The 24,199-nt window shown below is 59.5% G+C and carries 18 protein-coding genes; 15 read left to right on the forward strand and 3 right to left on the reverse strand.

The features are described from left to right. The first annotated feature begins 120 nt into the window (after positions 1-120). Positions 121-1,845 (forward strand): threonine--tRNA ligase, encoded by a 1,725-nt coding sequence (thrS, locus tag B0G52_RS17125; protein ID WP_094046502.1) that lies wholly within the window; start codon positions 121-123, stop codon positions 1,843-1,845. A 12-nt stretch (positions 1,846-1,857) separates the two neighbouring features. Here the strand turns inward: thrS and B0G52_RS17130 are convergent, their stop codons facing one another. Further along, the gene (locus tag B0G52_RS17130; RefSeq protein ID WP_094046504.1) at positions 1,858-2,364 is read right to left on the reverse strand and encodes a MarR family winged helix-turn-helix transcriptional regulator; all 507 of its coding nucleotides are present in this window, start codon (positions 2,362-2,364) and stop codon (positions 1,858-1,860) included. Positions 2,365-2,535: 171 nt separating this feature from the next. Between B0G52_RS17130 and B0G52_RS17135 the strand changes: the two genes are divergently transcribed. From B0G52_RS17135 to B0G52_RS17160, 6 genes are all read left to right on the forward strand, one after another. Further along, positions 2,536-3,885 (forward strand): MFS transporter, encoded by a 1,350-nt coding sequence (locus tag B0G52_RS17135; protein WP_369827077.1) that lies wholly within the window; start codon positions 2,536-2,538, stop codon positions 3,883-3,885. A gap of 59 nt (positions 3,886-3,944) precedes the next feature. Then, positions 3,945-4,265 (forward strand): phasin family protein, encoded by a 321-nt coding sequence (locus tag B0G52_RS17140; RefSeq protein ID WP_094046506.1) that lies wholly within the window; start codon positions 3,945-3,947, stop codon positions 4,263-4,265. Positions 4,266-4,284: 19 nt separating this feature from the next. Next, positions 4,285-5,958, forward strand: coding sequence for an ABC1 kinase family protein (locus B0G52_RS17145; RefSeq protein WP_094046508.1), 1,674 nt, complete (start codon positions 4,285-4,287; stop codon positions 5,956-5,958). Between the two features lie 65 nt (positions 5,959-6,023). Beyond that, a complete protein-coding gene (locus B0G52_RS17150; protein WP_094046510.1) occupies positions 6,024-6,368 on the forward strand; it encodes a YojF family protein in 345 nt (114 codons plus the stop codon). A 25-nt stretch (positions 6,369-6,393) separates the two neighbouring features. After that, complete coding sequence (gene bshB2 / locus B0G52_RS17155; RefSeq protein ID WP_094046822.1) at positions 6,394-7,050, forward strand: bacillithiol biosynthesis deacetylase BshB2; 657 nt, start codon at positions 6,394-6,396, stop codon at positions 7,048-7,050. 430 nt (positions 7,051-7,480) lie between these two features. Continuing rightward, positions 7,481-8,353, forward strand: a complete 873-nt coding sequence (locus tag B0G52_RS17160; RefSeq protein ID WP_094046512.1) for a cation diffusion facilitator family transporter — start codon at positions 7,481-7,483, stop codon at positions 8,351-8,353. Between the two features lie 150 nt (positions 8,354-8,503). On the opposite strand, the gene B0G52_RS17165 is transcribed toward B0G52_RS17160, so the two are convergent. After that, positions 8,504-9,196: an FHA domain-containing protein gene (locus tag B0G52_RS17165; protein ID WP_158223748.1), complete on the reverse strand. Its 693-nt coding sequence runs from the start codon at positions 9,194-9,196 to the stop codon at positions 8,504-8,506. Positions 9,197-9,305: 109 nt separating this feature from the next. Between B0G52_RS17165 and murA the strand changes: the two genes are divergently transcribed. Both murA and B0G52_RS17175 read left to right on the forward strand, forming a co-directional pair. After that, complete coding sequence (murA, locus tag B0G52_RS17170) at positions 9,306-10,607, forward strand: UDP-N-acetylglucosamine 1-carboxyvinyltransferase (protein WP_094046516.1); 1,302 nt, start codon at positions 9,306-9,308, stop codon at positions 10,605-10,607. 139 nt (positions 10,608-10,746) lie between these two features. After that, a complete protein-coding gene (locus B0G52_RS17175; RefSeq protein ID WP_094046518.1) occupies positions 10,747-11,844 on the forward strand; it encodes a peptidyl-alpha-hydroxyglycine alpha-amidating lyase family protein in 1,098 nt (365 codons plus the stop codon). Here the strand turns inward: B0G52_RS17175 and B0G52_RS17180 are convergent. Continuing rightward, positions 11,841-13,022 carry a GntR family transcriptional regulator gene (locus tag B0G52_RS17180; RefSeq protein WP_094046520.1) on the reverse strand — a complete coding sequence of 394 codons (1,182 nt, stop codon included), beginning with the start codon at positions 13,020-13,022 and terminating at the stop codon, positions 11,841-11,843. The two genes, B0G52_RS17175 and B0G52_RS17180, sit on opposite strands and share 4 nt — an antisense overlap. A 187-nt stretch (positions 13,023-13,209) precedes the next feature. Between B0G52_RS17180 and B0G52_RS17185 the strand changes: the two genes are divergently transcribed. The 6 genes from B0G52_RS17185 (at position 13,210) to metE (ending at position 23,934) form a co-directional block, all read left to right on the forward strand. Next, positions 13,210-16,227: an alpha-mannosidase gene (locus B0G52_RS17185; RefSeq protein ID WP_094046522.1), complete on the forward strand. Its 3,018-nt coding sequence runs from the start codon at positions 13,210-13,212 to the stop codon at positions 16,225-16,227. Positions 16,228-16,335: 108 nt separating this feature from the next. Beyond that, positions 16,336-17,136: a hypothetical protein gene (locus B0G52_RS17190; RefSeq protein ID WP_233162756.1), complete on the forward strand. Its 801-nt coding sequence runs from the start codon at positions 16,336-16,338 to the stop codon at positions 17,134-17,136. 15 nt (positions 17,137-17,151) lie between these two features. Then, a complete protein-coding gene (locus B0G52_RS17195; RefSeq protein ID WP_198960672.1) occupies positions 17,152-18,840 on the forward strand; it encodes a vWA domain-containing protein in 1,689 nt (562 codons plus the stop codon). 48 nt (positions 18,841-18,888) lie between these two features. Further along, positions 18,889-20,028, forward strand: a complete 1,140-nt coding sequence (locus B0G52_RS17200) for a toxic anion resistance protein (RefSeq protein WP_094046524.1) — start codon at positions 18,889-18,891, stop codon at positions 20,026-20,028. Positions 20,029-20,498: 470 nt separating this feature from the next. Next, positions 20,499-21,401, forward strand: coding sequence for a LysR family transcriptional regulator (locus B0G52_RS17205; protein WP_094046526.1), 903 nt, complete (start codon positions 20,499-20,501; stop codon positions 21,399-21,401). A gap of 253 nt (positions 21,402-21,654) precedes the next feature. After that, positions 21,655-23,934, forward strand: coding sequence for a 5-methyltetrahydropteroyltriglutamate--homocysteine S-methyltransferase (gene metE / locus B0G52_RS17210; protein ID WP_094046528.1), 2,280 nt, complete (start codon positions 21,655-21,657; stop codon positions 23,932-23,934). Positions 23,935-24,199 lie beyond the last annotated feature (265 nt).

Genomic DNA, 24,199 nt, shown 5'->3' on the forward strand with positions numbered 1-24,199 from the left:
CTCTGGCCATAAAATATCCTCCCCCGAATTGATTCTGAGGAGGATTATCTCATGGTTGCTGCAAAGAACGAAGGTGGGTAGGGTTTGACGCTTACCAAAATAAAAAGGAGATGCTGGACGATGTGCAATTCCAAGCAGGAGCAAGCAAAAGCAAGCGCGGCCATGCTGTTGGCACAAGCGGTGCAAGGAAAGTTCGAGGGAGTCAAGCTGGGAGTCGGGGCTGTGTCGGAGCAGGGGTTCTACTACGATTTCGAAGTGCCGGGCGCGTTCGCGGAATCGGATCTGGCCGGCGTCGAGGAGGAGATGCGGAAGCTGGCGGCTGATAGGATTCCGGCGAAGCTGGAATGGATGCCGAGGGCGGAGGCGGCGGAGCTGTTCGAAGCGAAGGGGGAAAGCTGGAAGGCGGAATGGCTGCGGGAGGAAGCGGAACTAGATCCGGTGCCGGTATTCTGGAGGGGGGAGTTTGCCGATGTATACCCGGACGGCTGCGCGCGGGAAGCCGGGATGGACGCGCCGGTGTTCAAGCTGCTTAGCGTGGCGGGAGCTTACTGGAGGGGAGACAGCGGCAATCCGATGCTGCAGCGCGTCTACGGGGCGGCGTTCGCGAGCGAGTCGGAGCTGAAGCAGTATCTCGTCTGGCAGGAGGAGGCTTCGCGGCGCGACCATCGCAAGCTGGGCAAGCAGCTCGAGCTCATTCATTTCTCGGAGGAGGCTCCGGGCATGCCGTTTTACTTGCCGAAGGGGGCGGTCGTGCGGCAGGAACTGGAGAACCTGTCGAGGGAGTTTTTGCGAAAATACGAATACGAGGAAGTCCGTACGCCGCTTATCATGAACAGGCAAATGTGGGAGCAGTCGGGGCATTGGGAGCATTATCGGGACAATATGTATTTCTCGGAGCTGGACGGTCATCAATTCGCCGTTAAGCCGATGAATTGTCCAGGGCACATGCTGATTTACAAGAGCAGGCTGCGTTCGTACCGGGATCTGCCGATTCGGCTGGCCGAATTCGGACAGGTGCATCGGCACGAATACAGCGGAGCGTTGAACGGCTTGTTCCGGGTTCGTACGTTCTGCCAGGATGACGCGCACATTTTCGTCCGTCCGGATCAGATCGAGGCGGAGATCGGGCGGGCGATCGCGATGATTCAGGAGATGTACGGCCTGTTCGGCTTTGAGTACAGCCTGGAACTGTCGACGCGGCCGGACGATTCCATGGGCAGCGACGAGCAGTGGGCTGAAGCCGAAGCGGCGCTGGCCAAGGTGCTGGAGAACAGCGGCCTGCCCTACCGGATCAACCCGGGAGACGGCGCGTTCTACGGTCCGAAAATCGATTTTCACATTAAGGACGCTCTGAATCGCAGCCATCAATGCGCGACGGTTCAACTGGATTTTCAGATGCCGGAGAAATTCGGTCTAGCTTACGTGGATGAGAGGAACGAGAAGCAGGCGCCGATCGTTATTCACCGCGCCGTGTACGGGTCGATCGACCGGTTTATGGGAATTCTGATCGAGCACTATGCTGGCACGTTTCCGGCATGGCTGGCTCCCGTGCAAGCAGTGGTCATTCCGGTGGCGGACAGTCACGGGGCGTATGCGGAGGAAGCGTGCCGCGTGCTGAAGGACGCGGGAATAAGGGCGGAGACGGACTGCCGGAACGAGAAGCTCGGTTATCGCGTCCGCGAGGCGCAGCTCATGAAAATCCCCTATGTCGCGGTCGTCGGAGACGCGGAATGGGCTGCCGGCACGGTTCAGGTCCGCATGTACGGCCGGCAGGGGCAGCAGCAATTCGGTTTGGCGGACTTGGCGGCGGACATGCGCGGCAAAGTCGAGAGAAGGGGAATCTGACGGCGGCTCCCTTCAGGCGCCGGGAGCCGGGCCGGACATGTTCGACGTATCCTTGCCTTCGGTAAGCTTGAGCAGCAGCCGGTACAGATGGCCGCGCTCTTCGTCCGACAAGCTAGCGAGCATGCGATTAGCCGCTTGGGATTGATAGGCAAGCGCATCGTTCAGATGCTCGCGGGCAAGCTCGGTAAGCCGGATCAGCGTCGCTCTGCCGTCGGTCGGATCGGGCGCTCTGAGCAGAAGCCCGTCGCGTTCCAGCGCGTCAACGAAGTCGGTTACCGTTCGCGCTTTAATGTTCAGCCGTTCCGCCAGCTCCTTCATGCGGATGCTTCCCGTTTCGGCTACAGCCTCCATAACCCGCAGCCGCGGGGCCGAGATCGGGTAAGGGATCGAGAGGGAGGCAAGCTCTCCTTCCATTTCTCGCTGCATCGCGTGGGTAGCCCTGACCAGAAGATGAAGGGAGTCTATCGGAGAAGGGACAGCGGGATGCGCGTCGGTACGAGCGTCGGATTGAGTGGACATAGAACCTCCTGCAGCTTCCTTAAGAAGCGTTCATGCCTACAGTATAACCTTAGCCTGCCGCTGCCTACAATTGGCGGCTTGACTCCCGATGAATTACTGTGTATCCTCACTAACTAGAGATATAGTGAGGATACTCACTAATTAACGGGCAGTCAGGGGAGGAAGATGGGAATGAAATCAGACGTTGCGGAAAAAGGAATGTTAACGGAAGAAGCAAGGGCCGAGAAGTTAATGGGGGTACTCGTGGTCGCACTTGTTTTCTCGGTGATGAATGGAACGATGTTTAATGTGGCGCTGCCGGTCATCGCCGAGCGGTTCTCGCTTGTCCCGTCGCAAGTCAGCTGGGTGATGACCTCCTATATGGTCGTCTATGCCGTCGGATCGGTCGTCTACGGCAAGCTGGCGGACAATTATTCGTTGAAGAGCTTGCTGACGTTCGGAATGCTTGTTTTTGCACTTGGGTCGATTGTCGGAATGGCGGCCGATACGTACGCGACAGTCGTTGCCGCGCGCATCCTGCAGGCCGCCGGAGCTGCCGTAATGCCGGCCGCGTCGATGATCGTTCCGGTTCGGTATTTTCCCGTGGAGAAGCGGGGGAGGGCGCTGGGCACGACGGCGGTCGGCTTGGCGCTTGGCAGCGCGCTCGGCCCGGTCGTCGCCGGAGCGATCGCCGGTCTGGGCAGCTGGAGATGGCTGTTCCTGTTCTCGCTCGTGTCGCTGGCGACGCTGCCGCTGTTCCGCAAGTATTTGGGAGACGACAAAGGACGGCCGGGACGGATCGACTGGCTCGGGGGCGGCTTGCTGGGCGCGGCGACGGCTGCGTACTTGCTGGCCATTACGCAAGGCAAGTGGCAGATGATCGTTGCGGGAAGCGTATTGCTGCTATTGTTCATCGTGCGAATCCGCAAAACGGCCGTTCCTTTCGTTCCTCCGGCGCTGTTCGCCAACGGCCGATTCTCGGCTGGCTTGTTCATCGCTTTCCTGGCTGCGGCTCTGAACTTTTCCGTTACGTTTATGGCTCCGCAATTTTTAACGTCATTAAACAACTTGTCTCCGGGCGGCGTGGGAGCGGTATTGTTTCCGGCCGCCATCGCTTCGGCCTTGATGGGGCGGATAGGAGGAAAGCTGGCCGATCGGCGGGGCAACGGGGTTCTGGTCGGGCTTGCGTCGGGACTTCTGCTGCTCGGTTACGGATTGCTCGCGGGCTTCGTAGGCGAAGCGGCGCATTGGATCGCGCTGTTCCTGATCGCCAGCCAGATCGGTCAAACGTTCTTGCAGATCGCGATGTCGGGTACGGTTTCCCGCACGCTCGCCAAGGAGCAGGCGGGGGTTGGCATGGGAATGCTGGCGATGCTGAATTTCATAGCGGGAGCCCTGTCGATGAGCGTAATCGGCAAGGTGCTGGATCGGACGGCGGCGGAAGCGGGAGGAGCGAGTACGTACAGCCACATTTTGATCGCCATGTGCTTGACCGTGATCTTCATCGCCGGGATGTACCGACTGCGGTTCCGTAAAGGATGAAAATGCTCCTTTTGTCGCAACCTGTTAATTAAACGAACATTAACGAAGGAGCGGGGAGCATGAAGGACGCGATCGGCAAAGCGATGTCGCTGGGATTGGGATTGGCCGTAGCAGGCAAGGAGCAGGTGGAAAGGACGATCGAAGAGCTGGTGAAAAAAGGGGAGCTAAGCCGGGCCGAGTCGGGCTCGCTGACGGAGGAGCTCGTGCGCAAGGGGGAAGAGGCGAAGGCGCGAGTGGAGGATCTCGTGCGAACCCGCATTCATGCGCTGCTGGGGGACGGCACACTGGCGACGAAGGAGGACGTCGAACGCCTCGAACGGCGCTTAAGCGAACTGGAAGGACGCCTGAACGAGTTGGAGCGGCGGACGAGCGCGGATTAATGGAAGGCGGGGGCGGCGGATGAATCTGAGACAACGGATTCGAAGGCTGCGGCGCTACCGTTCGATCGCTTCGGCGCTTGCCCGGAACGGGCTGGGCTACGTGGCGCACGACATGGGGCTGACCGATAAGCTGCTGTTTTTCCGCAGCGAGGAGCGAAGGGGCGTCAAGGGCAAAAGCCTCGGCGAGCGCATTCGCTTGCTGCTGGAAGAGCTGGGTCCGACATTCGTGAAGCTCGGTCAGATTGCCAGCTCGCGGCCCGATCTGCTTCCCGCGGACATCGTGCGGGAGCTGGAACGGCTCCAGGATCAGGTGACGGCGTTCCCGTACGAGCAAGCGTCGGCCATTATCGAGCAGGAGCTTGGGGACTCCGTGGACCGACTGTTCTCAAGCTTGTACGAGACGCCGATCGCGGCCGCTTCCATCGGGCAGGTATACCATGCCCGGCTGAAAGACGGCCGGGACGTCGTCGTCAAAGTGCAGCGCCCGAATATTCTGCGGTTGATCGAAACGGATCTTGGCATATTGGCGGATTGGGCCAGGCTTGCGGAGAGCCGGTTGGAGTGGGCGAGGAACTACCGGCTGACCGATGTGGTGGAGGAGTTGGGACGCGCGCTGCGGGACGAGCTGGATTTCGACAAGGAAGCGAGGCATGCCGAGCGGTTCGCGCAGGCGAACCAAGGGGCGAAGAAGATGCGGGTGCCGGCCGTGCATCGGGAATTCAGCTCAAGCCGCGTGCTGACGATGGATTACGTCGAAGGGATCAAGCTGTCCGAGCTTGGCCGCTTGGATCGCGCCGGACTTAACAGGAAGGAGCTGGCGGAGCGTTATGCGCGGATGATTTTCCAGCAGGCGCTGGTCGAAGGCTTTTTTCATGGGGACCCGCATCCGGGCAACGTGCTGGCGCTGCCGGACGGCACGCTGGCCTGGCTCGACTTCGGGATGATGGGCCGCTTGTCGCCGGAGACGAAGAGAAGCTTCGCTTCCTTCGTCATCGCGCTGCGCAACCAGAGCTCCAAAGGCGTGCTGCGCGCCATTTCCCGCATGGGCGCCGTGCCCGACGAGGCGGATCGGGAGCGGCTGCTGTCCGATATCGAAGAGCTGAGGGAGAAGTACTACCAGGTTCCGTTCCATCGGCTTCACCTCGGAGAAGCGGTTCACGATCTGTTTTCCGTGGCGCTGCGGCATCGCATTTCGATTCCCAAGGAGCTGACGCTGCTCGGCAAAACGTTCCTGACGATGGAGGGCGTCGTTACGACGCTTGACCCTTCGTTCAGCATTTTCGACGTCGCCGAGCCGTTCGGGAAAAAGCTGTTCCTGGAGCGGCTGAACCCGCGGAACTGGCTGAGCGGCTGGGCCGAGGACATACCCGACTATCTCGATCTGCTCGGCGAGCTGCCGTCCAATCTGAAGCACGCGTCGCGTCTGCTCCGCCAAGGAAAGCTGCGGATCGAGGTCGCGACGCCGCAGATCGAAGCCATTATGGCCAAGATGGACCGCATCGGGAATCGACTGTCGTTCAGCATCGTGCTGCTGTCGCTTAGCATCGTCATGCTCGGCTTGATCGTCGGCGCGGCGCTGAGCCATTCCAAAACGCTGCTGTGGCGCATTCCGGTCATCGAAATCGGGTTGGGCATCGCGTTTTTTATGCTCATCTGGCTGATTTCCTCAATTTTCCGATCGGGACGCTTTTAATAGTTGATCAGGGACGCGAGTGTGTTAAAATGAGTTCATCCTTGACCTTCAGCGGAGGTAGAAAGATGCAACTCATTGATCCATCGATCGTACAGACGAGGCTTGACCGTCTTAGAGACCAGGAGCTCTACATCCACCTGGAGATGACGAGCGGCGCCTATGCGGCGCATTACGACAGTTCCAAGCATCCGGCGGCGACATTTATTACGAATGCATCCGTCAAATACAGCCAAGGCTCGATATCCGGGGAAGGCCCGTACCGCGTCGGTCTGAAGACGGCCCAAGGTTGGGTATATTCGGAAGGGCTGACCCATTACGAAGAGTCGGAACAGGAACGGCTCATTCTGGCCGGCCATGACAGCCAGGGCAAGCTGGTTGTCGCGCTGCAGCTCGGTCGGGAGCCTTTTTAATTGGACATGGAGAGGAATGAAGCAGATGAATCGCCGTATATTGGTCATATTGCCGCATCCCGACGATGAGGCGTTCGGGTTGTCGGGCGCGCTTGCCAAGCATGTAGATGAAGGAGCGCAGATCACGTACGCCTGTCTGACGCTCGGAGAGATGGGACGGAATATGGGCATTCCGCCGTTCGCCAACCGCGTCACGCTGCCGGCCGTCCGGAAGAAGGAGCTGGAGAAGTCCTGCGAGGCGATCGGCATTCAGGATTTGCGCCTGCTGGGCTTCCATGACAAGACGATCGAATTCGAGGACCAGGAGCAACTGGACGGGAAAATTCAAGCGCTTCTGGACGAGCTCCAGCCGGAGCTGGTTTATACATTCTATCCGGGCTACAGCGTGCATCCCGATCACGACGCTACCGGAGCTGCGGTCGTTCGCACAATCGGGAGGCTTCCCGAGGCGCGCAGGCCGGCCGTTCGCTGTATCGCGTTCGCCAACAATCACGAGCAAGCGATCGGCAAGCCGGACATCGTCGTTGACATAACGCGGTTTCTCGAATCGAAGCTGGCGTCCATTCAGGCTCACCGCTCGCAATTCCAAGCGGCCGAATTGCTGGGCAAGAACCAGCTGAGCGACGAGGAAATCCGGCAGCGGTTCGGTACGGAACGGTTCTGGACTTATCGGTTTGCTTAATTTTAATATGAAGAGTCGGTTAAAAAAGAGGTTGTCCCATAAGCAGAGTTGCTTGAGATGATCGATAGACAAAGAAGGGGTATGTACCTCCTGGAGAATGCCTCATACGCTCCTGAAACCACCTTATCACGGGTTTACCCATTCAGGTTTCAGGAGTGTATAGCATCGGAAGGAGGTACATACCCCTTGCACCTTTATCGTCGATCATTTTTTAGAGCAACTTAAAGTGCTTACGGGACAACCTTTTTTTGGCATAATCGGCGCCGAGAGCGCCCGACAGGCTTCGACTTGCCTGGCGGCAACTTATTTTGACGCGGAAAGCTTAATTGTTCTCCCTCTACTCTTGGGTTCGACTGCAACACTGTTTCTCTAGACCCACACGAAGTTCGTTCGGTATGCTTAATGCGTTGGAGTCAGGAGGGGACCGCGCATGGAAGCTTATCAGGACATTAAGCAGGGAGAGAAAGGCGCTTGGGTAAGCATCTGCGCCTACATCGTTCTATCGGCGTTAAAACTCGCCGTCGGCCACGCATCGGGCTCGGAAGCGCTGCTGGCGGACGGTTTCAATAACGCAACGGATATCGTCGCTTCGATCGCGGTGCTTGTCGGGTTGAAAATATCGCGCAAGCCGCCGGACCGCAACCATCGGTACGGGCATTTCCGGGCGGAGACGGTGGCGGCGCTCGTCGCTTCGTTCATTATGATGGCGGTGGGCGTTCAGGTGTTCGTCCAGGCGATCTCCAAAGTTTCGGCGCCGAATCTGGAATCGCCGGATATGATCTCGGGATGGACGGCGCTGCTGTGCGCGGCGGCCATGTTCTTCGTCTACCGGTACAACGCCAGACTGGCCAAGCGCATTAACAGCCAGGCGCTGATGGCGGCGGCGCAGGACAATCGGTCCGACGCCCTCGTCAGCATAGGCGCGTTCGCCGGAATCGTCGGCTCGCAGTTCGGAATCGCTTGGCTGGACCCGGTGACGGCGCTCATCGTCGCGGCTATCATCTGCCGGACCGCTTGGCACATTTTCAGAGACGCCACACACGCGCTGACCGACGGCTTCGACGAGACCGAGCTGAACAAGCTTCGCAAGACGATCTACGACAGTCCCGGAGTAAAAGGAGTCAAAGATATTAAAGCGCGGGTTCACGGCAACAACGTGCTCGTCGACGTCACCATTAATGTGAACAAATACTTAAACGTGATAGAGAGCCATGCGATAACGGAGAAAATCGAGGAGAGAATGAAGGCCGATCACAATATTTCGCATATTCACATTCATATCGAGCCTTACGAGGCAAGCTAGAGGCTCCCGGCCGGGACAAGGGGATGGCGCGGAACCGGCGGCCCCGATTGCCGATTCCGTCATCTTTCTGTCATTCGGTTGTGACTGTTCGTCTATTGAAGAGAGGATGCGGATTCAATAGGATAACACTGAAAGACTCGACGCGATCCGCTATATCATTTTCGCGGCGATATCGGACAGCGTCAGGATGTAGCCTTTGCCGCGGATGTTCTCGATCGAGAGCGCGGCGTTCGTCTTCCGGCGAATCCGATACAGCAGGGAGTTGAGCTCCTCGGGGCTGGCCGGCGGAAGCTGGTCGTCCTCCGAGCGTTCCGGCCATACATACCGGATGATGTCTTCCTTGGGAACGAACTGGCGCTCTTTGGCCAGCAGCAATTCCAGACATTTGTATTCCTTATCGGAGAAAGCGTAGCTCAGATCGCGAAGATGAAGCTGCCGTCTGACCGGGTCCAGCTCGTAACCGGCGGCCGAGGGAGACAGCTGGGACGCCGGACCGAAATCCAGCGTTTCCTCCCACATGCTCGTAGAGAAGGTCAGAATAACCATCCCTTTGGCGAAGGAGATCGTATCCGACGATTGCAGCGGATGCGGCGAGAACGGAGCAAGCCTGACGCCGTTCACTTCCGTTCCGTGCTTGCTCTCGAAATCGGTAATGGAGTAGCTGCCGCTCTCCCAGCGTATCGCGGCTTGCTTGCGGGATACGTAGGCGTTCTCGAAGCCGATGTCCGGCTCCCAGCCGACGTCCTTGCGGCCGATGATCACGTTCGGCTGAGCGATCTGAAGCGTCGAGCCTTCATCATAGGGGAATCCTCGTATGACTACGAGGCAAGAGTTGGGCTTCATTATCGTTAACCTCATTCCTAATTAAGATAAGTCCGAAGAAGGTTATACCGCGTATAACGAAAAATTATGGGGCAAGCTTCCCCAAATTGCAACAAGCGAGGAGAACAGCATGAAACAAATCGTCGTTAATCCCGGCTCGCCGTTCGGCGGAGCCGTGTCCGTTCCGGGGTCCAAGAACAGCTCGCTCGCCCTGATGGCCGCCGCTTGCTTGTCGGACGAGCCGGTTCTATTAAGAGGAATACCGAAAATTACCGATCTCGACGTCTTCTCCCGGATCGGGGAGGACATCGGATTGATCATTTACCGCGACGAGGACAACGCGGTGCTGATCGACCCGCGCGGCATTCGCAGCACGGTCGTCGATCCGGCGCGCGCCTCCGCGTTCCGCACCGCTTATTATTTCATCGGAGCGCTGCTGGCCAAGCACGGCAAAGTCAGCATGGGCTATCCGGGAGGCGACGACTTCGTCAGCCGTCCGATCGACCAGCACATTAAAGCGCTGATGGCGATGGGGGCCAAGTTCGTCTTCCATACCGACTATTACGAGGTGGAATGCGCCAACCTGCGGGGAGCGGACATCTACTTCGACACGATCTCTTCCGGAGCGACGATCAATGCGATGCTGGCCGCGGCGAGAGCGACGGGCCGAACGACGCTGCGTCAGGCGGCCAGAGATCCGGAAGTCGTCGATACCGCGCAATTGCTGATCAAGATGGGCGCCAAGATCAGGGGAGCGGGCAGCGACACGATTACGATCGAAGGCGTCGGCCACTTGCGCGGCTGCACGTACACGGCCATTCCCGACCGCCTGATCGCGGGCGCGTTCCTCATTGCCGCGGGCGCGACGAACGGCATCGTGACGGTGAACGACGTCATTCCCGAGCATCTCGGCTCCTGTATCGCGAAGCTGCGGGAAATCGGCATGGAAGTGGAGGAGGGGGACCAATCCGTTACGGCCTATGCCGCCGGCAGGCTCAGGCCGACGCGGGTAAGAACGGCCATGTACCCCGGGTTTCCGACCGATCTGCAGCAGCCGCTTACCGCTCTGCTGACGCGGATTCCCGGCACGAGCCTGGTGGCGGACCGGATCTATCCGAAGAGGTACCAGCATGTGCCTCAGCTGAACCGGATGGGAGCGCGCATCGACGTCCGGTCCGGAGTGGCGAGAATCAAGGGAGGGACGCCGCTGCGCGGCACGCTTGTGCACGCTTCCGACGTTCGCGCGGGCATCTGCCTGCTTGTCGCCGCGCTGACGGCGGAGGGAACGACTTCGATCGCGGGCGTTCGCCATATCGAGCGCGGGTACGAGAATATCGCCGCTTCGTTCCGGGCGCTCGGAGCGGACGTGACGATGCGGGACACTGCGGAAGATGCGGACGCTTTCGGTTTGTATACGAGCCTGGGGTCGTAAACGAACTTGTACTTGAGCGTGGACTCCAAGAACGGACTGACTTAAGTCCGGGAAATTTCCCGTCCTTCAGTTGAGGGACGCGCGCCGCCAAGAGGATTATACTGAAAATGCGTAAATCCTTTGGACGGAGGCGGCATAGGTGCGGAAACGGAGCAGAGTTCGGCTTAAAGTCGCGGCGGTCGCGGTTGCGGTCGCATTGGCGGGAGCGGCGGTCTACATGGCGGGCGGGAAGACGGAGACGGTACTCAAGGAAGTGCCGGAGCTTGCGCCCGGCGAGGAGGCGGACTACCGGGCATCGGTGACGTGGCCGTTGTCCGAAGCGGATCAGTCGGGAGCGGGGGCGGCTTCCGGCGTTGCCGTCGATTCGCAGGGGTATCTCTATTATTTGCACCGGGCGGGCTATGCTTTCAATAACGACGAGATTATCCCCGAGCCGACCATCGTCAAGCTGGACCCGGCGTCCGGAGAAGTGCTGGCCGAGTTCGGAGCGGGCGTGTTCCAATCGCCGCACGGCCTGACGGTCGCCGCGGACGGCAGCGTCTGGGTGACGGACGTTCAGCTTAACGAAGTGATCAAGCTGAGCGCGGAGGGGGAAGTGCTGCGGAGGTATGGGAAGCAGTACCCATTCTATATGGAGACGATGCTGCGCCTGCGCAACGTCTTGCCGCGGCTGCCGGTTCCGCAGCCGGAGGCGATGTTCGCTCGTCCGACGGACGTCGTCGTGACGGAGCAGGGAGAGTTTATCGTGGCGGACGGCTATCGGAACAAGCGGGTGGCCAAGTTCACGGCGGACGGAGAGCTGGTCTGGCAGCTTAACGCGGACGGAAGCGGAGACGGGCAGTTCAACTTGCCGCACGGGCTGAGCGCGGATCGGCAAGGCCGGCTGTACGTGGCCGACCGCAAAAACGCGCGCATCCAGGTGCTGTCCCCGGACGGCGAGTGGCTCGCTTCGTGGGACGGACCGGAGCTTGGACGTCCGTACGGCGTAGAGGTCGGAGCTGACGGATACGTGTACGCCGTCGACGGCGGGGACGCGCTGGACGGAGGCAGCGACCGGGAGCGAAGCCGAATCGTCAAGCTGGATGCCGAAGGACGCGTCGTCGCCCGCTGGGGAAGCTGGGGCGAAGGCGTCGGACAGATGCGCACTCCGCACGACATCGCAGTGGATGCTTCAGGCAACGTATACGTGGCCGATCTGGACAACAATCGCGTGCAGCGATACTCGCTGGAGCGCTAACGGGCGGACGGCGGGCCGGTCGTAGTTCCTTCGACAAGGAACGGCTCCAGCACGACTTGACGATATTCGCCGGGGCCTTCGTTCAGAGCGTCGAGCAAAATACGCGTAGCCTGCTTGCCGATTTCTTCTTCGGACTGAGCGACATGCGTGAAGCGCGCCCGGTTGTCCAGCCCTGGAGACGGATCGTCGAAGGTGACGATGGAGAGGTCTCCGGGCACGCTCATGTTCAGCTTGGCCGCGATGGCCGCGATATGCGACCCAAGCGTGGAATTGAGCGTAATATAAGCCGTCGCCAGACGGCTGCCGATGTAGCGGTGCAGCATATGGCCGCCCTGCTCCACGTCATGGGCGCCGATCGAAAATTCGGTCAGCATCAGGGCGGGGTTGATCAGGGCGCCTTTTTGCTTCAGGGCGTCCATATAGCCTGCGATCCGGTCCTGCACCGTAATTGTCTGCAGGGGCGAATCCGAGCAGACGGCGATGTCGCGATGCCCGAGCTCCCACAAGCGGGAGACGGCGAGCTCCGCGCCTTTGCGGCTGTCGGAGCAGACGAAGTGGGTTTCCACTCCAGGCAAGTAACGATCGATGAGCACGAACGGAAACCGATTCACCTTCAGCGCCAAAATTTCCTCATTATAGGCTTCGGCGTCAACCGGAAAAATGATCAGGCCGACCGCTCCCATCCGGATCAGCTCGGCGATCGCTTCTCTCTCCCGCTCCTTGGACTCGTTCGTCAGCACGATATTCAAGAAGTAGGGCGTGCCGCGAAGCACGTCGTTTATTCCCCGAATGAGGCGCAGCGCGAAAAAGTCGTTCACCGACGGCACGATAAACCCGATCGTTTTCCCGGACGATGCGGCAGCTTCGGCTCCCCGCGCCGGGGAATAGCCGGGTTTTTCGGCGTTGTCCGCCTCCTTGCCCCGATCCGTTTCCTGCGCGATGCCGAGGCTGGAGACGTCTTTGCCGACAAAGCTGCCTTTCCCCGGAACCCGATAGATCCAGCCTTCCTTGGCCAACTGCGCCAGCGCGTTCGCCACCGTAATGCGGCTGACGCTGAAAGCCGCCATCAGCTCGCGCTCGGTCGGAATTTGGTCGCCGGCCTGCAGCTGCCCCGAGTTTATCCGACGTTTGAAATAATTCTGGATTTGCATATATAGAGGCTGCCGCTCGTTGTTCATGTATCCGGCTCCTGTAAATTGAATTATATAGCCATTATATCAAAGAAGAGTGCGGGTGGAATAGATTTTATTGGGCCTTTCGGTGTAAATGACATATATGATATAAAATTTAATGTTTATGTTGAATATATCATTTCGTGATGGTATATTCGTTGCAAAAGCCATGCGGCGATAAGGAGAGAGACCGATGCCCTACGAGACAGCGCCGATCATGACCGGTCGGGCCAAGCATACGCTGGAGAAAATCCGGGAGCACATCTATACGAAGGTGGCTTCCCTTGAAGTTAACGCCTGGAGAACCCGGGAGCCGGTTCCATACGAGCGGAGAACGTCCGGAGAGCCCGTGGCCCTTCGGCCGGGAGACAAATGGGGCGAGCTGTGGGACTGCGCCTGGTTTCGGTTTGTCGGCTCCGTGCCCGCGAGCGCCGCGGGCTGCAAGGTCGTGCTGCTGATCGACGTGAACGGAGAGCTGTGCCTTGTCGACGAGGACGGCGCGCCGATCCAGGGGTTGACCAACATCAATTCGGAGTTCGACTTGTCGCTTGGACTGCCGGGCAAAAGAGTGGTCGACGTGACCGAACGCGCTCAAGGCGGCGAAGCCGTCGACCTGTGGGCGGACGCGGGCTGCAACGACTTGTTCGGCCGCTACCGCAGCGGCACGCTGAAGGAAGCGGATATCGCGATCTGCCATGAGGAGACGCGCCGTCTCTACTATGACTACGAAGTTCTGCTGGAGCTGGCCGAACATCTTCCGGAGCAAGGAGCTCGCCGGACGCGGCTGCTGCACAAGCTGTACGAAGCATCGTACCTGCTGGAGACGATAGACGAAGGCACGGTTCGAGCGGCGCGCGAGCTGCTGCGGCCCGAGCTGGACAAGAAGGGCGGAGATCCCGACATTACGGTCAGCGCCGTCGGGCACGCGCATATCGACCTTGCTTGGCTGTGGCCGATTCGGGAGACGATTCGCAAAGGGGCCAGGACTTTTTCCACCGTGTTGAAAAATATGGAGAAATACCCCGACTACGCGTTCGGAGCGAGCCAGCCGCAATTGTACCAATGGATGAAGGAGCACTACCCGAAGCTGTACGGGCGCATCAAGGACAGAATCGCCGAAGGCCGCTGGGAGGTCCAGGGAGCGATGTGGGTCGAGCCCGATTCCAACGTATCGGGCGGAGAGGCGCTCGTTCGGCAAATTTTGTACGGGAAACGGTTCTTCAAGCAGGAATTCGGCGAGGACGTGCGCGTGCTGTGGGTGCCGGACATTTTCGGCTACAGCGCCAGTCTGCCCCAGTTGCTTAAGAAAGCCGGAGTCGATTACGTCATGACGCAGAAGCTGAGCTGGAGCGTCTACAACGATCACCCGCATCACAGTTTCCTGTGGGAGGGCATCGACGGCTCGAAGGTGCTGACCCATCTTCCTCCCGAGGATACGTACAACAGCCCGGCCGCTCCGCGGTCGCTGGCGAAAATCGAGAGAGAGTATATGGACAGCGGCGTCTCGGACCATGCGCTTCTGCTGTTCGGCATCGGCGACGGCGGAGGCGGGCCGGGCGAGGAGCATCTGGAGCGGCTGGGCCGCTTGCAGAACCTGCAGGGTCTTATCCCGGTCGTTCAGGAGCCTTCCATTGCCTTCTTCAGCAAGCTGGAGCGGGAACAGGAGCGGTTCGAGACGTGGCGCGGCGAGCTGTATCTGGAGAAGCATCAGGGAACGCTGACGTCGCAAGGCCGCAACAAATGGTATAACCGCAAGCTGGAGAAGGCGCTCCGGGAGGTCGAATTCGCGGCTTCGCTTGCGATCTCCCTCGGCGCTCCGGCGTCTATCTATCCGCAGGCCGAGCTGGAGACGATCTGGAAGGAAGTGCTGCTCTATCAGTTCCATGACATTTTGCCGGGCTCGTCGATCGGCAGGGTGTACGACGAATCGCTGGAGCGCTATGCGGCTCTCTACGAGCGGGTGCTGCAGCTGGCCGAAGAGGCGTACGCATCGGCTGGAGCTTTTGCGGGACTGAAGCCGGGAGAGGCGTTCGTGGCCAATTCGCTGCCGTGGGAACGGCGGGAATGGGTGAGCTGGAACGGCAAGCCGCACCTTGTGACGGTGCCTCCGATGAGCGTTGCTCCGCTGGAGCAGGCGGCGAGCGAGGCGAGCGCGGAAGCGCCTGCCGCGGATGAGAACGGTCTGGAAAACGAGTTTTTGAGCGTCAAGCTCGGCTCCGACGGCAGCATCGTCTCTCTCTACGACAAGCAGGCCGAGCGGGAGACGGTAGCGTCCGGCGAGCGGGCCAATTTGCTGACCGTCTATCACGATCGCGGGGACGCGTGGGATTTCGACCGCAACTACCGTCAGGCCGTCGCCGGCCGGATGGAGCGGGAGTCGGTCGCCGCGTACGCGGACGGGGCCAAAGCGGTCGTGGAGCAGCGGTTCCGCTTCGGCGAGTCGACGTTGACGCAGAAAATCGTTCTCCATGCGGGCGAGCGGATCGTTCGCTTCGAGACGGAGGCGGATTGGCGGGAGTCGGGCAAAATGCTGCGAGCTTCGTTCCCCGTCGATGTGCGCGCGGACCAGGTCAACTGCGAAATTCAGTTCGGCAGCCTGCAGCGCCAGACGCACCGCAATACGAGGCACGATTTCGCCAAGGACGAAATCTGCGCGCACCAGTATATCGATCTGTCGCAGCCGGATTACGGCGTCTCGCTGCTGAACGACTCCAAGTACGGCTTCAGCGCGCTCGGAAACGTGCTGGACATCCATCTGCTGCGCAGCCCGTCCTATCCCGATCCGCAAGCCGACCGGGCGGTTCACCGGTTCGTCTACGCGCTGTACCCGCATGAAGGGGACTACATCTCGGCGCACACTTACCGGAAGGGCTACGAGCTGAATTCTCCGCTGACCGCATTCGCGGCGGGAAGCGCAGATCGGCAGGAGCTGTCGACCGTTCGGGGCTCGCTCGTGCGAATCGATTCGCCGCACGTCATGCTCGAAGCGGTCAAGAAGGCCGAGGATTCCGACGATCTGATCGTGCGTCTGTACGAAACGTCGGGAACGCGGGCGGAAGCGAACTTCAAGTTCGGCACGACATACGCGGCGATCGACGAAGTCGACCTGATGGAAAATCAAGTCGCGAGATTGGGAGAAAATACGGATGCGGCGAAGCTGCCGTTCGGTCCGTTCGAAATTCGCACGCTGCGTCTGACGCTGCGTCAGTAGAAAGCTGGCCGGTCCCTGTGCGGGGGCCGGCCTTTTCGCGAGCAAACGCCATCATAAACGGAAGTCCAATCGCGTAAAAATAGACTAAAGGTCCGGAGACAACATCCATTGTCCCAATCTGTCGCGGAAACCCGCGGCTTTTTTTGTTTTCGGAGCCGGACCGGAGAGGGGGCGAAGCCTACGAAGCTCATCAAGCTGCTAGCGTTGGTCGCCGCAGTCTCGATCTTGAACGTCGTTGTGCTGTCGCCCGGGTTGGTCGGCGTCGGATTCGGCGAGAGCGCGCTGGAGACGGCGATCGGGGTGACGCTGCCGCTCGCCAGCGTCGTCGCGCTGTTGCTGGGAAGCTACGCAATCCTTCACAAGCCGCAGGAGCCGACGCCGCCCCTTCGTCAGCTCCAATCGCGCGAGGACTTCGCGGCGGCTCTGTCCCGCTACAAGCGGGTCAGATTGCTGGAGGAGGACATCGAACACGCCGTCGAACAGCTCGACCGTATCCGCAAGAAGAAAGAAACGCTGCTTCAGGTGCTGTCGCAAAGGTTTCAACCGGAAGAGTTGAGTTACTCGAAGTTCGCTTCCGCCATCGCGGGGGCGGAGTCCTTATTTTACCGCAACGTCAGAAGCGTCCTGAACCGGCTGCAGGCGTTCGACGAGTCCGAGTTCGAGAGCCTCGGCTCCCGCAGAGCCGCGCGCATGCCCAGAGAGCTGCTGCAGATGCGGGCGGAGATGCTGAACGAGTTTCTCGGCTTCGTGAAGTATTCGATCGGGATGAACGAAGAAATTTTGCTCAAGCTGGATCGGCTGCTGCTGGAAATCACGCGCCTGGACGCCTTCGAGCCCGGCGATATCGAGGAGATGCCTTGCATGAAGGAGATCGACGCGCTGATCAGACAGACGAAGCATTACAGATGAAGAGAGGTGGGGGAGTTGGCTAAGCCGCGCAAATTTGCTTTGGTATCCGTATTCCTGCTGATTATCGTGTTCGCATTGGTGTATTGGGGAGTCAGTCTGACGTCCGATCTGGGAAAATCGAAGGCGGAGATGACCGCGGAGAACGCGGAGAAACGGCTGAACAAGCTGATCTCGGACATTTCCGTGTCGACCGCCGAGCCGGTGAAGGGTCAGATCGATCTCGATCCGGCGGACGTCGCGGAGGCGCTGCCGGACATCTCCAAGTTTCCGGTGACGGTGGACAATACGACGGGCTTCTACGTTGAAATCTTCTCTTCTACGGAGAAGTCCGGCTCCGGCGTCGACGGCTGGCTGACCGAAGTCGCCTCCGAGTTCAACCGGTCGGGAATCGAAGTGAACGGCCAAGCCGCATCGGTCAAGGTGAGAAATATCGCATCGGGGACGGCGACGGACTATATCGTGTCCGGCAAGTACATACCCGACGCGTTCACTCCTTCCAACGAGCTGTGGGGAGAGATGGCGAAGGCGAGCGGCGTCAAGACGGAGCTGATCGCGAAGCGGCTCGCCGGGAACGTGCCGGGCATCGTCATCGCCAAGGCGAAGTACGACGCGCTGGTCGGAAAATACGGAGCGGTGAACGTGAAGACGGTGACGGAGGCGATCGCGGGCAATGAGTTTTCGATGGGCTATACCGACCCGTTCGCCAGCTCCACGGGCCTGAACTTCCTGCTCACGGCGCTCGATTCGTTCGACAGCTCGAACCTGCTGGGGGAGAAAGCGGTCGCCGGCTTCGAGAAGTTCCAGGCCAACGTGCCGTTCATCGCTTCGACGACGATCCAGATGCGCGACGCGGCCAAGTCCGGGATGCTGGACGGCTTCGTGCTGGAGTACCAGACTTACGTCAACGCGGCCGACTTGAAGGGCGGCTACGTGTTTACGCCGTTCGGCGTTCGGCACGACAGCCCGCTGTACGCGCTGGGCGATCTGCCGCCGGAGAAGGTCGAGCTCGTTCGGCGATTCGCGGAATTCGTGCAGCAGGAGCAGTACCAGCAGGCGGCGGAGAAGCTGGGTTTTAACGGGCTGGAGGAGTATACGCCGGAGCTGGCCGTTCCGGACGGCGCTCTGCTCGCCTCGGCGCAGAAGCTGTGGAAGGAGAAGAAAAACGCCGGCAAGCCGATCGCGGCCGTATTCGTGACCGACGTGTCCGGCAGCATGGACGGGGAGCCGCTGAATCGGCTTAAAGAATCGCTGCTGAAAGGGCAGAAGTATCTCGGCCGGGACAACAGCATCGGCCTGGTGGCCTATTCAAGCGACGTCACCATCCACTTGCCGATCGCGAAGTACGACGCGAATCAGCAGTCGATGTTCGTCGGAGCGGTGAACAGCCTGCAGTCCGGCGGGGGGACGGCGACGTTCGACGGCATCGTCGTCGCGCTCAAGATGCTGCAAGACGAGCTGCGCGTTAATCCGAACAGCAAGCCGGTCATCTTCGTCCTGAGCGACGGGGAGACGAACGAAGGGTACTCGCTTAATGACATTAAAGAACTCGTTGAAGCGTACAAAGTTCCGATCTACACGATCGGCTACAATGCCAATATCCAGGCTTTGCAGAGCATTTCCGGCATCAACGAGGCGGCCAGCATCAACGCGGATACGGACGACGTCGTCTACAAGATCGGCAACCTGTTCAACGTGCAGATGTAACGATTCGCGGGATGCGTGAACGCAGCTTGAAATCGAAGGGGGATTCGGATGTCATTTTCGATGGAGATCGCCAGCCCGGACCAGATCAAGGCGGTTATTGAGCAGGAGGTAAAGCCCGTTCCCGAGGAGGTCGCCAAGCTGAAGCAGCTTGCGGAGGCGAACGTGGCGGCGATCATGGCGCTCGACGTCGAGTCGCTGGATAAGCGCAAGGAAATCGTGCAGTCGATCGAAGGCTTCGGCCTCGGCACGATGAAGTCGTCCGCGGACAAAAACAAGCTGCTGGAAGTATCGGTCGGCAATCTGGCGCGAACGGGGGATGAAGGCGGCCAGGTTGCCAAAGGGCTGGCCGAGCTGCATACGCAGCTTAAGGACTTGGACCCGAGCGCCGTCGACTTCGCCAAGCGCGGCGTGCTGGGCAAGCTGTTCAACCCGCTGCGGGCCTATTTCTTGAAGTATCAGAAGGCTGACGGCGTCATCGCCGACATCGTCGTCTCGCTGGACAAAGGCAAGGCGACGCTCAAGAACGACAACACGACGCTGGAGCTGGAGCAGCAGTCGCTGCGCGAGCTGACCAAGAGGCTGCAGAAGGAGATCCAGCTCGGCACGCTGATGGACGAATCCATCGAGGCGCAGATCGAAGCGGCGCGGCAGCGGGGCGAAGATCCCGACAAAATCCGCTTCATTACCGAGGAGGTGCTGTTTCCGCTCCGCCAGCGGGTAATGGACCTGCAGCAGATGCTCGTCGTGAACCAGCAGGGAATTATGGCGATCGAGGTCGTCATCCGCAACAACAAGGAGCTCATTCGCGGCGTGGACCGGGCGAAGAACGTGACGGTGTCGGCGCTGCGCATATCGGTGACGGTCGCCAGCGCCCTGTTCAATCAGCGGATCGTGCTGAAGAAGATCGAACTGCTGAATCAGACGACGAACGAGCTGATCGCCGGCACCTCGCGTATGCTGAAGGAGCAAGGAGCGGTCATTCACAGGCAGGCGCTCGAGACGAGCGTGTCGGTGGAGACGCTTAAGCAGGCGTTCACCGACGTGCTGGCCGCGCTCGATTCGATCAGCGCCTACAAGCAGGAAGCGCTGCCCCGCATGCGGGACACGATCAGCCAATTCCGCGAGCTTGCCGACCAGGGCGAGCAGCAGATCCAACGTTTGGAGAAGGGACAGAAGCTGGGGATTTAGGTTGGCGGGGAGTGGTCGAGTGGGCATGCGGGTGCAGGCTGAGTAGAAGTTTGGGATTCAGATAGGCGAAGGAGAGGGCTGTCCGGACTATCGGCGGCCTTCTTTTTATGTCAGGGGATAGCGGGTTGGGCGGTGTACGGAGAAATCGAGCATTGACTTGGTCGAGGTGGCGGTGGCGGTCATTTGGAACGATACTCGAAAAAATCGAACAACGGGGAGTTTGAAAACGCTTTAATAGCTGGAGTTAATCGAAAATTTCGAGTAATGGCAGAAAGATAACGCTTTCATTCGGGGCGATGTTCTAAAAATTCGTACATCGGCAATCTCCGTCCAGCTAAGGGCAACAGATCTCGAGGGAATTGCGGGTCCGAGGTAACCAATGGCGGTGGCGCGGCATTCGTTCCCGGATCATGACTTTCGCCACGATCAATGATAGAATTTCGATATTACGGAACATGGGGGAATCGGTCTTGACCCTGCAGCAATTGAAGTATGTCATTGAAGTGGCTAACCGCGGCTCTATTAACGAAGCGGCCAAGCGGCTGTTTATTTCGCAGCCGAGCCTGTCCAACGCGATCAAGGATTTGGAGGAGGAGCTGCAGATTGCCATCTTCGAGCGATCGAACAAAGGCATCTCGCTCTCCAAAGAGGGAGTGGAGTTTCTGAGCTACGCCCGCCAGGTCGTCGAGCAGGCCGAGCTGCTGGAGGGCCGGTATCTCAACGCGAAGCCGTCTCCTCAGCATTTCTCGGTCTCGACCCAGCACTACGCGTTCGCGGTTAACGCCTTCGTCAGCCTCGTCAAGGAGTACGGACAGGAAGAATACGAGCTGACCTTGCGCGAGACGAAAACGCACGAGATCATCGAGGATGTCAGCACGCTGCGCAGCGAGATCGGCATTTTGTACGTGAACGAATTCAACGGCAAGGTCATCCACAAGCTGCTTAGAAGCGCCAACCTGCAGTTTACGAGCCTGTTTACGGCCAAGCCGCACATTTTCATCAGCATCCACAATCCTCTGGCCCAGCACGATATCGTCACCATCGACCAGTTGCAGGACTATCCGTATCTGTCTTTCGATCAGGGGGAGTACAATTCTTTTCATTTTGCCGAAGAGATATTAAGTACGTTGTCCCGTAAAAAGAGCATTCGCGTCAGCGACCGGGCGACGCTGTTCAACCTGCTGATCGGATTAAACGGCTATACGATTTCGACGGGGGTGCTGAGCAAGGACCTGAACGGCAACGAGATCATCCCTGTTCCGCTCGACTGCAACGAGACGATTAACGTCGGATGGATCGCTCACCGTAACGTGGCGCTCTCCAAGCTCGGTACGGCATACATTGAGGCGTTGGAGAAGGCGATCGGCCGCTGAGCCGAGACTCTGAGTCGAAACGGACAGCGAGAATCCGAATGAAAACGTATGGCTGGCAGCAGGAATTCCGGAGAGAAACGCAGTGTGGGAGCGGAGCATTCGAATAGAAACGCACAGGCGGGAAGAGGACAGCGGCCTGGTGCGGTCAATGATATAGCCAGAGGCTATAACCAGATATAGGATAAGTGAGTTACGCTATACCCGGAATTCCATGGTATCTTCTACGTAACAACTTGTATAGGAGTGTTACGAGATGGCGCAAAGCAGTATTTTGGGATACCCGCGAATCGGCGCGGATCGGGAATGGAAGAAAGCGCTGGAGGCGTTCTGGGCCGGCAAGCTGGAGGAAGCGGAATTTCAAGCCAAGCTGCAGGAAATTCGTTTGACCCATCTCAAGAAGCAGAAGGACAAAGGAATCGACCTGATTCCGGTCAACGACTTCAGCTATTACGATCACGTACTGGATACCGCGGCGATGTTCGGCATCGTTCCGAAGCGGTTCGCATACGAAGGCGGGGAAGTTCCGCTGTCGGTCTACTACGGCATCGCCCGGGGCACGAAGGAAGCGGCGGCCAGCGAGATGACGAAATGGTTCAACACGAACTACCACTACATCGTTCCGGAGCTGGACGGAGCCAAGCCGTCTGTCACCGAAAACAAACCGTTGAAAGCTTATCGCGAAGCGAAGCAGAAGCTCGGCATCGAAGGCAAGCCGGTACTGGTCGGACCGCTGACTTTCCTGAAGCTGTCCAAGGGCTACGACAAATCCGAGACCGACGCCTGGCTGGATCGTTTGATCCCGCTGTACGTGCAAGTGCTGCGCGAGCTGGCGCTTGAAGGCGTGCGCTGGGTGCAAATCGACGAGCCGATCGTCGTGACGAAAATCGGGGACGACGACGTTCGCCGCCTGAAGGCGATCTACGAGACGTTCGCAGCCGCCGTGCCGCAACTGAACATCCTGCTTCAGACTTACTTCGAAGCTGCCGAGCGTTATTCGGATATCGTGTCGCTCCCAGTCAAAGGAATCGGTCTGGATTTCGTTCACGGACTGGAGGGCAATCTGGCCGCAGTTCGCGAGCACGGCTTCCCTGCGGACAAGGTGCTGGGCGCAGGCGTCATCGACGGCCGCGGCATCTGGAAAGCGTCGCTGGGCGAGAAGCTCGGCGTGCTGGAGCAATTGACCGGGGTTGTCGGCTCCGACCGGCTGATTGTGCAGTCGTCGTGCAGCTTGCTCCACGTCCCGGTCACGGTAGCCGGCGAGACGAAGCTGGCGCCTGAGCTGAAGGGAGCGCTTGCGTTCGCCGACGAGAAGCTGGAGGAGATCGCACTGCTGACCAAGGCCGCGACCGAGGGCAGAGCGGCAATCGCGGCAGAGCTGGCGAACAGCGAGAGCGCGGTGCAGGCGCTCAGACAATCCGCGGAGCGCAATCGCGCAGACGTGCAGCAAGCGGTCGCCAAGCTGAGCGCGCAGGAACCTGTACGCAGCCGGCCGTTCTCCGATCGCCGGGTCGCGCAGCAGAACAAATGGCAGCTGCCGATTTTCCCGACGACGACGATCGGAAGCTTCCCGCAGTCGGCGGAAGTGCGCAAAGCCCGTCAACTGTGGCGCAAAGGCGAATGGGACGGAGAGCGTTACGCCGCCTTTATCCGCGAGCAGATCGACCTGTGGATCAAGCTGCAGGAAGAGATCGGACTGGACGTGCTCGTGCACGGCGAGTTTGAGCGTACGGACATGGTCGAGTTTTTCGGCGAGAAGCTGGCCGGATTCGTCTTTACGCAGAACGGATGGGTGCAATCGTACGGTTCCCGCTGCGTGAAGCCTCCGGTCATCTACGGAGACGTCGCGTTCGAGCAGGCGATGACCGTCGAGGAGACGAAATACGCGCAATCGCAAACGGGGCGTCCCGTCAAAGGCATGCTGACCGGACCGATCACGATCATGAACTGGTCGTTCGTCCGCGACGACATTCCGCGCGAGCAGATCGCTTATCAGCTGGCCTACGCGCTCAGACAGGAAGTCGAGGCGTTGGAGCAGGCGGGCATCGGCATGATTCAAGTCGACGAGCCGGCCGTGCGCGAAGGGCTGCCGCTGAAGGAGCAAGATCAGGCGGAGTACTTGGCCTGGGCTGTCAAAGCGTTCCGGATGACGACTTGCACGGTGAACGACGAGACGCAAATTCATACGCATATGTGCTATTGCGAATTCCATGACATGATCGACTCGATCGAGTCGATGGACGCGGACGTGATCTCGATCGAGACGTCGCGCAGCCACGGCGAGCTCATTCACAGCTTCGAGGAGAACACCTACAAGCTCGGCATCGGCCTGGGCGTCTATGACATCCACAGCCCTCGCGTGCCGGGAGTGGAAGAGATGAGCGGCATGATCGACCGCGCGCTGCGCGTGCTCGACCCTCAGCTGTTCTGGATCAACCCGGACTGCGGCTTGAAGACGCGCGGCCAGGAAGAGACCGTCGCCTCGCTGCGCAACATGGTCGAAGCGACGCGAATCGCCCGCGCGAAACACGCATAACTGGCTGCTATTAAACTTACCGGATTTCATGACCTGCCCGTGCCGATTGGCGCGGGTTTTCTCTTGCGGAGATTCGGCGGCGGGGGGGTGTGGCTCTCTGCCTCTTTTGCCGGTATCCCGTTTAGTCAGCTTGTCTGAGCCTCATTATGAATAGGTGCGCAGTGTCTTTTCCTTTCTTTTGCCGGTATCCCGTTCAGTCAGGTTGGTCCTACGTCTCCTTCGAGATCGGCCATGACCGATACTCCATTTGTCTGTATCCCGACAG

This window comes from Cohnella sp. SGD-V74, from assembly GCF_003001675.1.
Taxonomy (GTDB): Bacteria; Bacillota; Bacilli; order Paenibacillales; family Paenibacillaceae; genus Cohnella.